This window comes from Ralstonia sp. A12 (assembly GCF_000801955.1).
Classification (GTDB): domain Bacteria; phylum Pseudomonadota; class Gammaproteobacteria; order Burkholderiales; family Burkholderiaceae; genus Ralstonia.
Window position 1 is genome coordinate 151,948 of the sequence record NZ_JSZO01000007.1, and the last position, 12,496, is coordinate 164,443.

Here is a 12,496-nt window from a genome sequence, read left to right on the forward strand (position 1 = left end):
GGCGGCTTGGAGTACATCACGCCAGACTTACGGAGACCCTGAGCGCCCGCGCTGGAATCTGAGCAACCGATTTCCGCCGAGTTGGAAAGTTGGCCGGATGCGCATTTTTGGGCATCCGGCACAGGGCTGGCGTCTTGTCTACATGATGTGGACAGGTTGGGCGGCGCTCCAATGCTGGAGACAGGCCGCGCCATCGCCTATACCGGTCAGACGCTGCGGGTTGCCGGCTGCCTGGCAGGTAAATTGCATTGGCCGAGCCTGATGTTCCCCCGCAGTGCCCGTTGTACCCCTTACCCAAAATCCGAGGAGAACCATGAGCGTCCTATCTGACAAGGTCGACGCCGTACCGCCAGCGCCATTGGCTGCGCGGCGCAGCAAACGATTGCTACGGGCGGTCGCGGCCGGTGTGCTGGTGGCCGCAGGCATTGGCGCATCGACCCAGCCGGTTGCGCAACTCGCGCCGGAATCGCATGCGCGCAAGGTCAAGGTGCTGATCATCAGCATGTTTGCGCCCGAAGCGCAGCCGTGGATCGACAAGCTGGGCTTGACGCAGGATGTGCCCGTGCCGGGCCTGTCGATCGACTATCCGAACGTGCATTGCAACGCCAACGATGTCTGCCAACTGACCACCGGCATGGGCAAGGCGAACGCCGCGTCGTCGGTGTCCGCACTGATCTACAGCGGCAAGTTCGACCTGCAGCGCACGTACTTCCTGGTGGCGGGCATTGCGGGGATCGATCCGTCGCAGGGCACGCTGGGCAGCGCTGCGTGGGCACGCTTCCTGGTCGACAGCGACATCGCCTGGGAGATCGATGCGCGCGAGGTACCCGCCAACTGGCCGAACGGCTTCATCGGCGTCAACACGCAGGGCCCGGGGCAGAAGCCGCCGCTGGATTACAAGACGGAGGTCTTTCGCGTGAACGAGGCGCTGCTGCAGAAGGCGCTGGCGCTCTCCAAGGGTGCGACGCTGGACGACAACGCCACCGCGCGTGCGTACCGCGCCAACTACCCGAGCGCGCCGGCCAATCAGCCGCCATCTGTCGTGCAATGCGACACCGCTGCCGGCAACACGTACTGGCACGGCGCCAAGATGGGCGAGCGCGAAGCCGCGTGGGTCAAGCTGCTGACGGATGGCCAGGGCACCTACTGCACCACGCAGCAGGAAGACAACGCGACGTTCGAAGCGCTCACGCGTGGGTCGAAGGCGGGGTTGCTCGATCTGGAACGCGTGGCCGTGCTGCGCACCGCGTCCAACTTCGACCGGCCATATCCGGGGCAGACGCCGTACGACTCGCTGGTCAACAGCAACTCGGGCGGGTTCGTGCCGTCGCTCAACAACCTCTATCTGGCGGGCGGCCCGCTGGTCAACGAGATCGTCACGCGCTGGGGCGTGTGGAAACACGGAGTGCCTTCGCCATGATCGATTCCCGACTCAAGACGCCAATGCGATCCATTGCCAAGCTGTGCGCCGTGGGCGCGGCAGCGCTGACCTTGAACAGCTGTGCGTATGACGGCGTCAAGGTCATCGTCATCAACATGTTCCAGGGCGAGGCCCAGCCCTTCATCGATCGCTACGACCTGAAGGAGAAGGTCTACATCTCTGGCCTGTCGCCCGACGCACCCAACATGCTGTGCAACTACGATGGCATCTGCCAGGTGACCACCGGCATGGGCTACGCGAATGCGGCGTCGACCATCTCTGCGCTGCTTTATCGCAGCAAGCTGGACCTGACGCACACCTACTTCGTGATCGCCGGCATTGCGGGCATCGATCCGGGGCAAGGCACGGTGGGCTCGGCGGCGTGGGCGCGCTATGCGGTGGACTACGGCCTGTCGCACGAGATTGACGCGCGCGAGATGCCCACCGGCTGGCCGTATGGCTACTTCGGTATCGGCACCAAGGGCCCGGGCCAGAAGCCGCCGCTGGACTACCGCACCGAGGTGTTCCAGCTGAACGAGACGCTGCTGCAGCGCGCGTACACGCTGTCCAAGTCCGCCACGCTGGAAGACAGCCCCGAAGCCATCGCCTTCCGCAAGAACTACGCGTTTGCACCGGCCAACCAGCCGCCATCGGTCATCCAATGCGATGTGGCTTCCGCCGATACGTGGTGGGCCGGCCGCAACCTGGGCCAGCGCGCGCGTGACTGGGTGAAGACGATGACCGACAACAAGGGCACCTACTGCACCACCGCGCAGGAAGACAACGCCACGCTGGAAGTGCTCACGCGCGGCGCCCGTGCGGGCAAGGTCGATTTCAGCCGTGTGGCGCTGCTGCGGTCGGGCTCGGACTTTGATCGCCCGTACGACGGCCAGACCGCGACGGATGGGCTGATCAACTACGCGCAGCAGGGCGGCTTCGTGCCGGCCACGCACAACCTCGTCAATGCGGCCAAGCCGCTGCTGGACGACATCGTCAACCATTGGCCGCAGTGGAAGCAGGGGGTGCCGAATTAATGGTTGCTTACATCACATTTCAAAAGATATAATGCGAATCATTCTCATTTGATGGGCGGTAGCGGGCACCCAGCCTGATCGCTGGCCATCGCTTCTGCCGGGCGAGCCAGCGGGTCTTCACCTGCAAGCCAACGGATCGACGCGCCGCTTGATGTTTCTGCGGCGCGTTTTTTCTTCTTCCTCCAGCGCACACCGTGCGTTTCGGGGCGCGTCCGGTTTCGCCAATTCTGATCGACCCTTTGCCTGCGATGACCCGTCGTCTCACGGCCCGCGCATTGCCGTGCGCGCTTGCCGCCATTCCTCTTGCCGCTTTGCTCACCGCCACGTTGGCGCGTGCCGACGACACCCCACCCACCGGCAATCACGCCAAGGTGGACCTGGACGAAACCACCGTCACCGCGCGCAGCCAGCGCGGCTTTGCGGCCAGCATTGCAGAGGTGGGGGCATTTCGGGGGATGGCGTTGCGCGACATTCCGGCCACGGTGAACGTGGTCACGCGCGAGGCGCTCGACGCGCAGCAGGACACGTCGCTCTTCGACGCGCTGCGCAACACGGCCAGCGTCACGCGTCAGCAGCTCTCCGGCGAGACCTTCGACAACCTCGCCATCCGTGGCGTGACGATGGAGAACCGCACCAACTTCCGCTTCAATGGCTCGATGCCGATTGCGGCGCTCACCGCCATCCCGCTGGAGGACAAGGAGCGCGTGGAGGTGCTCAAGGGCGTGTCGGCGCTGTACTACGGCTACACCACGCCGGGCGGCGTCGTGAACCTCGTCACCAAGCGCGCGGGCAACACGCCGGTCACCACGCTGGGTGTGCAGTTCGACAGCAACGGCTCGATCGTCAGCACGCTGGATGTGGGCCGCCGCTTTGGTGAAGACAACCAGTACGGCATCCGCTTCAATGCCGCGGGCGGTTCGCTGCAATCGCCCACCAACGGCATCGACGGTACGCGCCAACTCGGGGCGGTGGCGTTCGACTGGAAGGTCAACAGCCGCCTGAGCCTGAAGGCCGACGTGGAATATTCGCGCAAGGTCATCACCGAGCAATCGGTGGTGACGCTGCCGGCGGCTAAGAACGGCGTCATCACGTTGCCGGCCATGCCCGATCCGACCAAGCGCATCGCACCAGGCTGGGCGGACTTTGACGGCAACAACACCAACGCACTGCTGCGCGCCGACTACGCGCTCACTGATGCCTGGTTGCTGACGGTGGAAGGCGGCATGTCGGAGACGGCACGCTCGCGGGCGTTCTCGGAGTTCCGCCTGACCAACCCGGTGACGGGTGCGGGCACCATCTCCGGCAATCGTCAAAACGGCCGCTGGAACACCAGCCATGTCCGCGCGGACATTTCCGGTACCGAGAAGACGGGCTGGATCACGCACGATCTGACCTTTGGCGTGGCCCGTTCCGACATGCGTCAGGCTGCCGTGTACTCCGACCGCTTCTCGGGTGCGCAGAACCTATACAACCCGGTCGACCTCGGCTGGCTGCCGACCGTCGGCAACAGCTTCACCGCCGAGCAACGCGCTGTCGATACGGGCGTCTATGCGATGGACCGCATGACGTTGTCGGAGCACTGGCAGGTGATCGCTGGCTTGCGCTATACGCGCTACACCAGCGAGCAGGCGCCCAACCGCTACGAGGCCAGCAAGACCACGCCGCTCGGTGCCGTCATCTACAAGTTCACGCCCACGCTGTCGGCGTATGCGTCGTACGCGCAGGGATTGGAAGCCGGCGCGCGCGCACCCAATACGGCTGCCAACGCCAACGTGGCGATGCCACCGGCGCTCTCCGAGCAGAAAGAAGTGGGCGTGCGCTACGAAACACCGGCCGGCACGCAACTCGCTGCCGCTGTGTACGACATCGACCGCGCCGCCAGCTACACCAACGATGCGAACCTCTTCGTGCAGGACGGCCGCGAGCGCATTCGCGGTGTCGAGTTGACCGCGCAAGGCCGCGTCACGAAAGACCTGTCGCTGCTGGCCTCCGCCGGTTGGACGGATGCCAAGTTCCGCGGCGTCGGCAACGGCCTGAACGGCAAGACGCCCGAGAACACCCCGCGCAGCACCGCCAGCGTGTTTGCGGAATACACGCTGCCGATGCTGCGCTCCGTGTCGTTCAACGCGGGTGCGTACTACCTCGGCCCGCGCCCCGTGAACGATGCCAACCAGGCAGAACTGGGCGGCACCACGCTCTTCAGCGCCGGCGTGCGCTACGTCACGCGTATCTCGGGCAAGCGCACCACGCTGCAGTTCAACGTCGACAACCTGACCGACAAGCGCTACTGGGCCGGCGCGGGCAACAACCGCCTGTCGATGGGCGCGCCGCGCCTGTTCAAGCTCGGCATGAAGATCGACCTGTGATGATGTTTTCTGGAGTGCAACGCATGCAATCGCTGCTTCGTTTCTTTGCCGTCGTCTTGATGGCCTTCACCTTGACGCCGCCGGCTGTGGCTGACACGCCGCCGGAGTCCGGAAAGACTGTGGGGAAGACCGTGCTGATGGTCGTACGCATGCAGGGCAAAAGCCTGCCGATCGACAAACAGATCGTCGCGCATCTCGAATCGCGCGGTTACGCCGTCACGCTGTACGACCAGTACCAGCCGGCTGAGCGCGCGAAAGACTTCGACCTCGTCGTGCTGTCATCTACCGTGCGCTCGCGCGATCTGCTGGGCGCGTATCGCAACGTGCCTGTGCCCCTGGTGACGTGGGAGAACGATCTGCTCGATGACCTGGCCATGACCGGCAAGCGCCTCGGTACCGACTTCGGCGCGGTGGAGAAGGAGCACTACCTGTGGATGGTCAACGCCCCGCATCCGCTCTCCGGCGGCGTGCCGGCCGGCGTGGCGGTGGGCTACGCCAAAGACGCGCCAATGGGCTGGGGCAAGCCCGGCCTGGGTGCAAGCATCATCGCCAGCGTGGCGGGTGACCCGAGCAAGGCCGTCATCTTCGGCTACGAGAAGGGCGCCACGATGGACTACGAAACCCTAGCCCCCGCTCGCCGCGTGTTCTTCTTCCTCGACAACGAAACCTTCCCGAACCTCACGCCGACCGGCCGCAAGCTGTTCGATGCCGCCATCGATTGGGCAGCCGCCGGAGCGAAGTAAACCAAGCCAAACACGCCGTGGCGCCAATACATGCGCCAAGATGGTTTGGCCGTACCTTGCCCTATGCGGCGCCTTGAATTTGTGTTGCAAGGAGGAAAAGAGGGGAGGCTTGTTTGAGCGCAGCGAGTTTGCCTCCTCTCCCTCCTTGCGACATAAATTCAAGGAATCTTTCGCCGCATCGGGCGCGCCTTTCTTTGCTTACTTTCTTTGGCAAGACAAAGAAAGTGAGTCAGCCCCGGCAGGGGATGAAACAGGGGATGGACCACCAAGGCCAAACCCCCCTCCAAACCATATAGCCCATAGCCCCACAACATCCCCCCCAACAACTCCGCATTTGCGCAACAGCCCTCCGCCTCCTTAAGCTGCCGACAACATCTTTCCAAGTCGCAGCTTCTTCATGCAAATCGCAGTCGTCGGCGCCGGCATCATCGGCATCAGCACCGCATACACGCTGGCCCAGGAAGGTCATCAGGTCACCCTGATCGAACGCCACCCGGGCCCGGGCGAGGGCACCAGCTACGCCAACGGCGGCCAGCTCAGCTACAGCTATGTGGCGCCGCTGGCCGGTCCTGGCGTGCTCTCGCACGTGCCGGGCTGGCTGCTGCGCCGTGATTCGCCGCTGCGACTGAAGCCTTCGCTGGACCCGGCCCTGTTGCGCTGGGGCCTGCGCTTCATCGCCGCCTGCAACCGCGAGCGTGCCGACCGCACCACGCGTGAGTTGCTTGCACTGTCGTTCTACAGCCGCACGTGCATGGAAGCCTTGCGCGACGCATCGCCCGAGCTGGCCTTCAGCTTTGCCCGGCGCGGCAAGCTGGTGGTGCACCGCGATGCGGCAGCATTTGAATCCGCCCGCGCCCAGGTCGGCTACCAGGCCACGCTGGGCTGCGAGCAGCACGCACTGTCCGCCGGCGAGGCCATCGCCCACGAACCTGCACTCGCCGGCGTGCGCGACCAGATCGTCGGCGCCATCTATACGCCGGACGAAGACGTGGCCGATTGCCACCAGCTCTGCGTCGGCCTGTTCAACCGGCTGCGCGAGATGCCCAACGTCACGCTGCGCTTCAACGCCGGCGTCAACGCGCTATGGATGGAAGGCCGTCGCGTGCGTGGCGTGAAGCTGGCCGATGGCGAGCAACTGGCGGCCGATGCAGTGGTGATGGCTGCCGGCGTCACCAGCGCCAAGCTGCTCGGCCCACTGGGTATCGACCCTGGCCTGTATCCGCTCAAGGGCTACAGCATCAGCCTGCCGCTGGGCGAGGGCGATACTGCTCCGGTGATCAGCGTGACGGACGCAGCGCGCAAGATCGTCTATGCGCGGATTGGGCAGACGCTGCGCGTGGCAGGCATGGCTGATCTGGTCGGCTGGTCGACCGCGCTCGACACTCGCCGCGTGCAGACCCTGTTCGACGAAACCCGCGCCCTGTTTCCGGGCGCCATGCGTGCCAATGACGAAGGCGCCGATGCCGCGCCATGGGCAGGCATGCGCCCTGCAACACCGACGGGTGTGCCGGTGGTTGGCGCATCGCCGGTAGAAGGGCTGTGGCTGAACGTGGGTCACGGCGCATTGGGCTTTACGCTGGCACTCGGCAGCGCGGGGCTGCTGGCGGACATGATTGCCGGGCGCAAGCCGGTGATTTCTTCGGCACCCTACGCATTGGCCGCGTGACAGCAGCACAAGAGATTCAAAAGACCGAGCGTGCAAGCTTGATCGCTTGCGCCAATTGGTAAGCAAAGTAGTCTGGAGCGAACACACCCAAAGGAGGGGAAGCATGAAGACATTGCATTCGACCAAACGCATCCTGTGCGGATTGACGCTGGCTGCGGCCGGTGCGCTGGCGGTGCTGTCGACTGGTGCGCAAGCGCAGTCGAACGACACGCTGGCGAAGATCAAGCAATCGGGGGTGATTTCGGTTGGCTATCGTGAGTCGTCGATTCCGTTCTCGTATCAGGCCGATGCCAACACCATCACCGGCTACTCGCAAGAAATCTCCAACATGATCGTCGCCGGTGTGGAGAAGAAGCTGGGCGTGCAGAAACTGCAGGTCAAGCTCACGCCGATCACCTCGCAGAACCGTATCTCGCTGCTGCAGAACGGCACGATCGACTTCGAATGCGGCTCGACCACCAACAACCTTGAACGCCAGAAGCAGGTCGCGTTCTCGAACAACATCTTCATCTACGGCATGCTGATGCTGGTGAAGAAGGATTCGGGCGTGAAGGACTTTGCTGACCTGAAGGGCAAGACCGTGGTGACCACCGCTGGCACCACCGAAGACCGCATCCTGCAGAAGATGAACGGTGAGGCGAAGGACGCCGAGAAGATGAACCTGATCCTCGCCAAGGATCACGGCCAGGCGTTCCTCACGCTGGAGTCGGGCCGCGCTGTCGCTTTCGTGATGGATGAGCCGCTGCTGTACGGCGAGCGCACCAAGGCCAAGAACCAGAACGACTGGGTGGTGGTCGGCACGCCGCTGCAGACCGAAACCTACGCGTGCATGATGCGCAAGGACGATCCGGCGTTCAAGAAGGTGGCCGATGACGTGATTGCCGACCTGATGAAGTCGGGCAAGGCCAACGAGCTGTACAAGAAGTGGTTCCTGTCGCCGATTCCGCCGAAGGGCCTGAACCTGAACTACCCGCTGACGACGGGCATGAAGGACCTGTACGCACACCCGAACGACAAGGCAATTCAGTAAACCTGCCCACGATCCTACTGCGCGGCCCGATCTTGGTCCTGTGATGCTCGCTGTACCCATGTACAGCTGCGCTTCTCGGACCAACCTCAAGCCGCTCGCTACGGATCGTGAACAGGTTTACACACACGGCAAATGAAAAACGGGGGACATCGTCCCCCGTTTTCTATTGCGCGATGCTGTGGCTCATGCCGGTTGGCTCCACGGCGATCGAATGTCTGCCAGGAAGCGCTGCGCACGCGGATGCTGCGGGCGCAGGAAGAAGTCTTCCGGCTTGGCGCGCTCCAGCACCTGGCCCTGGTCCATGAAGATCACGCGGTCGGCCACTTCGCGTGCAAAGCCCATTTCGTGCGTGACGCAGACCATGGTCATGCCGTCGCGGGCGAGGTCTTTCATCACCAGCAGCACTTCGTTCACCATCTCTGGGTCCAGCGCAGAAGTGGGCTCGTCGAACAGCATGACCGGCGGCTTCATCGCCAGCGCGCGGGCAATCGCCACGCGTTGCTGCTGGCCGCCTGACAACTCGCCAGGGTAGGTGTCAGCCTTGTGCGGCAGGCCCACGCGTTCGAGCAGGCGCATCGCAAAGTCCTTCGCTTCCTGCGGAAGCATGCGCCCCAGTTGCACCGGCGCCAGCGTGCAGTTCTGCATGACCGTCAGATGCGGGAACAGGTTGAACTGCTGGAACACGAAGCCGATGCCGCTGCGCAGGACGTTTACGTTCACGCCGTGCGCGTGCACATCCTGTCCGTTGACGGTGATGCGGCCCTTCTGGATGGCCTCCAGCCGGTTCAGCGTGCGGATGAGCGTCGACTTGCCCGAGCCCGACGGCCCGCACACCACCACGACCTCGCCTTGGGCGACGGTTTCATTGATGTCGACGAGGGCGTGATACTCGCCATACCACTTGTCGACGTGTTCGATCGTAATCATGTTCATGGTTTGGATGGGGCATGCGCGGCCAGCCGGCGTTCAAGGAAGAACGCCACGCGGGTCAGGCTGAAGCACATCACGAAATAGCTGATCGCCAGCAGGCCGTAGACCTCGGCGGACTTGACCATGACGGCCGTGCTGATCTGGCCGGCCACGAACGACACTTCGGGCAGGCTGATGATGTAGCCAAGCGACGTCTCCTTGATGGTGGAGACCAGCTGATTGACCAGCGACGGCAGCATGTTGCGCAGCGCCTGCGGCAGGATCACGCGGCGCATCGCCTGCATGTACGACAGGCCGAGCGAGCGGGCGGATTCCATCTGCCCACGCGGCAGGGCCTGGATGCCGGCACGCACGATCTCGGCCAGATATGCGCCGTCAAAAATCACCAGCGCGGTCAGCATGGTGCTGAACTGGTCGGTACGCTGGCCGGTGATGGAAGGCAGCAGGAAGTACGCCCAGAAGATCACCATCAGCAGCGGCGTGCCGCGCACCACGTAGACGAGCGCGGTGGCCGGCCAGCGCAGCGCCGCGATCGGACTCACGCGGCACAGGCCCAGCACGATGCCCACCGGCAACGCCAGAATCAGGCCGGCCGATGCCAGCAGGAACGTCAGCGCCAGACCGCCCAGCGGGCCGTTCGGATACTGGCCGATCAGGTAGTAAATGCCGTAGGTTTGAATGAGGTCAAGCATGGCTACAGCGTCCGGACAGGGTAGCGATGCTGATACCAGGCCGAGAACACCGTGATCGCAATCGAGATGGTCAGATAGGCCGCAGTGGCAAACGCAAACGCCTCGAAGCCGCGGAAGGTGGCGCTCTCCACCTGCTGTGCCTGGTACATCAGCTCAGCCACGCCGATCACCATGGCGATGCTGGAGTTCTTCCACAGGCTTAACGTTTGGCTGACCAGCGGCGGTACGGTCACGCGCAGCGATTGCGGCAACACCACCAGCCGCATCGCCTGCAGGAACGAGAGGCCGAGCGCGCGGCTGGCTTCAAGCTGCTCCTTCGGGATCGAGCGGATGCCGCTGCGGATGTCTTCGGCCATATAGGCGGCCGTGTAGAGCACGAGCGCAATGACGGCGCTGGCGGCTTCGTAGTTCAGGCTGTAGAGCCAGTCCTTGATGAACTGCGGCAGGATCTGCGGCGCGCCGAAATACCAGAACAGCATGTGCGCGAGCAGCGGCACATTGCGGATGGCTTCAACGTAGGCCTGGCCGATGGCGCGCAACGGTGCGGCTGGCGCCAGGCGCAGCAGCGCCACCACGATGGCAAGCGGCAACGCTAGCACGAAGGCCAGCAGCGACAGCTTGATCGACAGGAAGAAACCGCTGACAAGCCACTGGTGATACTGCCCCGAGAGCAGCATCGACAAATTGAATTGGGGCATGGAGATTCACCGCCCGGACGCGGGTTGGACAACCGGTCCGGGCGGGCCGACCTTGACGTTGCTATTAATCGATCTTGTCGGTGGAAATCTTGAAGGTGCGCGACGGGAAGGCCATCTTCGTGGTCGGGCCGAACCACTTGTCGAACAGTTTCTGCGCCTCGCCGCTCTTTTCCATGCCCAGCAGCACGTCATCGACCTGCTTCTTGAAGGCCGGTTCACCCTTGCGGATACCCAGTGCGAGGTGCTCGGTCGACAGGTTTTGCGGCAGGAGCGCGTAGTCCTTCGCAGCCGGGCCCATCTTGGCCATGTTGCCGATCAGCGTGGTTTCATCGTTCACGTAGGCGACGCCCTTGCCCTGCTGCAGGGCCAGCAGCGCCTGCGGGCTGTTGTCGAACGACACAACATCGGCGTTCTTGATGGTCTTGGCGATGTTGGCTTCCATGGTGGAGCCCTTGACCGTCAGCAGCTTCTTGCCGTCGAGCTGGGCCAGCGACGTGATGCCGCTGTCCTTCTTGACCATCGCCTTCTGGCCGGTGATGAAGGTCGACACCGAGAAGTCGATCTGCGCCTCACGCTCCTTGTTGTGCGTGAGCGAGGCGGCCAGCAGATCCACGCGGCCTTGCTGCAGCTCGGGCAGGCGCGCAGCCACGGCCAGTTGCTTGAGCACCGGCTTCACGCCGATGCTCTTGGCCACGGCGTTGCACATGTCGACGTCGTAGCCGACGATCTCGCGGCTCATTGGGTCTTTCAGGAAGCTGAACGGCTCGTCGGTGCCGAGCACGCCGCAGACGAGTTCGCCTTTCTTCTTGATGTCGGCAAGCTGGTCAGCATGGGCGGTCGTGGCGACCAGAGTGGCAGCGGCCAGGACAGCTGCGCCGGCAAATTGGGTAAGACGTCGGCTTGTTTTCATCGGATCTCCTCCTTGACGACTTGGGTGGGTGGCAGTGCGCGAATCAAGATCGACCGCGAGCATACAGGCGTGCGACGGGCTTGGCTGCTCGCTATCCGGATAACCATATGACGGCGGCATAAACCGCCCAACTATAGACCATGCCGAACGGCACAAACGTAGGCTGGAAAGCGGGCTTGGGCGGATTGCACGGGTGGGGTTTCTGGGTGGCCGGGGCTGCTTGCGGCGGCGCAAATGCAGGCACGGTGCCATCGGTAAACCATCGGGCCCGCGATGACGGCGCGGCGGGGCTGAGGTACAGCGTGCTTGTTATGCAAAGAAGACATTGGTCGCCATTAATGACATGGCAACCGACCCGGCTCCATCGGGGGATTCCCGGTGCCGGGTGCTTGTCTTACAGGGCGCCGCAGATGGTTTCGTTGATGGGCACGTCGCCGACCATTTCGTGGTCGTTGCCGCGATAGCGGTAGACCAGGCTCAGGCCCAGGCGCGTCAGGATGCGTACGTCGCCGTTGTTGCAGATGTTCTTCTGCAGGATCGGCACGAAGTTCAGCCGGAAACCTTGCGAGGCTGCCGAGTGCGCCGCGTAGTTGGTCAGCGTGATGAGGAAGACAAGGTTCTTCTTCTGCGCCAGCGTGCATTGCACCAGCGCGGTCTCGCGATCGAGCGGGACAGGGGTGAAACGGTTGATTTCAGTGCAGGCCTGGGTGAGCGCGCGGTCGGTATTGCGGGCCGGGCCCGTGAGGGCAGGCACGCCGGCCGCGGCGGTGCTGCGGCCAGTGGCGGCGCCAACCAGCATGCGTGCCAGCGGGGTCAGCTCCTGCAGGGCGGCGGTGCCCGGCAAGGACTGCGATTGTGCCCACAGGGGGCAGGCCAGCAACGGCAGGGCAACGCCCAAGGTGCGCGCAACGCTCGCCCAACGGCGACGCTGGCGGCCTTTCACATCCAGACCGGTCCGAATGGTGGCGTGTTGAGTCACAGACATCCTCTTTGCCCACGGAGCCACA

Annotated in this window: 11 protein-coding genes; 6 read left to right on the forward strand and 5 right to left on the reverse strand. The window is 63.9% G+C overall.

Annotation, left to right across the window (positions count from 1 at the left end; all coding sequences use genetic code 11):
* Positions 1 to 313 precede the first annotated feature (313 nt).
* The 6 genes from PI87_RS10830 to PI87_RS10855 all read left to right on the forward strand — a co-directional run bounded on the left by PI87_RS10830 (position 314) and on the right by PI87_RS10855 (position 8,259).
* The gene (locus PI87_RS10830; protein ID WP_039597709.1) at positions 314 to 1,420 is read left to right on the forward strand and encodes a purine-nucleoside phosphorylase; all 1,107 of its coding nucleotides are present in this window, start codon (positions 314 to 316) and stop codon (positions 1,418 to 1,420) included.
* The gene (locus PI87_RS10835; protein WP_039597710.1) at positions 1,417 to 2,454 is read left to right on the forward strand and encodes a purine-nucleoside phosphorylase; all 1,038 of its coding nucleotides are present in this window, start codon (positions 1,417 to 1,419) and stop codon (positions 2,452 to 2,454) included. The genes PI87_RS10830 and PI87_RS10835 overlap by 4 nt, the downstream gene beginning before the upstream one ends.
* A gap of 248 nt (positions 2,455 to 2,702) precedes the next feature.
* Positions 2,703 to 4,820: a TonB-dependent siderophore receptor gene (locus tag PI87_RS10840; RefSeq protein WP_039597711.1), complete on the forward strand. Its 2,118-nt coding sequence runs from the start codon at positions 2,703 to 2,705 to the stop codon at positions 4,818 to 4,820.
* A 23-nt stretch (positions 4,821 to 4,843) separates the two neighbouring features.
* Complete coding sequence (locus tag PI87_RS10845; protein ID WP_039597712.1) at positions 4,844 to 5,563, forward strand: hypothetical protein; 720 nt, start codon at positions 4,844 to 4,846, stop codon at positions 5,561 to 5,563.
* Between the two features lie 397 nt (positions 5,564 to 5,960).
* Complete coding sequence (locus PI87_RS10850) at positions 5,961 to 7,229, forward strand: D-amino acid dehydrogenase (RefSeq protein WP_039597713.1); 1,269 nt, start codon at positions 5,961 to 5,963, stop codon at positions 7,227 to 7,229.
* 103 nt (positions 7,230 to 7,332) lie between these two features.
* On the forward strand, positions 7,333 to 8,259 hold the full coding sequence (locus tag PI87_RS10855; RefSeq protein WP_039597714.1) for a glutamate/aspartate ABC transporter substrate-binding protein: 927 nt from the start codon (positions 7,333 to 7,335) through the stop codon (positions 8,257 to 8,259).
* Positions 8,260 to 8,442: 183 nt separating this feature from the next.
* Here PI87_RS10855 and PI87_RS10860 read toward each other — a convergent pair whose 3' ends face one another.
* The 5 genes from PI87_RS10860 to PI87_RS10880 all read right to left on the reverse strand — a co-directional run bounded on the left by PI87_RS10860 (position 8,443) and on the right by PI87_RS10880 (position 12,474).
* Positions 8,443 to 9,192, reverse strand: coding sequence for an amino acid ABC transporter ATP-binding protein (locus PI87_RS10860; RefSeq protein ID WP_084209932.1), 750 nt, complete (start codon positions 9,190 to 9,192; stop codon positions 8,443 to 8,445).
* A complete protein-coding gene (locus tag PI87_RS10865; RefSeq protein ID WP_039597715.1) occupies positions 9,189 to 9,881 on the reverse strand; it encodes an amino acid ABC transporter permease in 693 nt (230 codons plus the stop codon). The genes PI87_RS10860 and PI87_RS10865 overlap by 4 nt, the downstream gene beginning before the upstream one ends.
* Positions 9,882 to 9,883: 2 nt before the next feature.
* Complete coding sequence (locus tag PI87_RS10870) at positions 9,884 to 10,579, reverse strand: amino acid ABC transporter permease (protein WP_039597716.1); 696 nt, start codon at positions 10,577 to 10,579, stop codon at positions 9,884 to 9,886.
* A gap of 64 nt (positions 10,580 to 10,643) precedes the next feature.
* Positions 10,644 to 11,489: an ABC transporter substrate-binding protein gene (locus PI87_RS10875; RefSeq protein ID WP_039597717.1), complete on the reverse strand. Its 846-nt coding sequence runs from the start codon at positions 11,487 to 11,489 to the stop codon at positions 10,644 to 10,646.
* Positions 11,490 to 11,883: 394 nt separating this feature from the next.
* Positions 11,884 to 12,474, reverse strand: a complete 591-nt coding sequence (locus tag PI87_RS10880) for a hypothetical protein (protein WP_039597718.1) — start codon at positions 12,472 to 12,474, stop codon at positions 11,884 to 11,886.
* Positions 12,475 to 12,496: the final 22 nt, after the last annotated feature.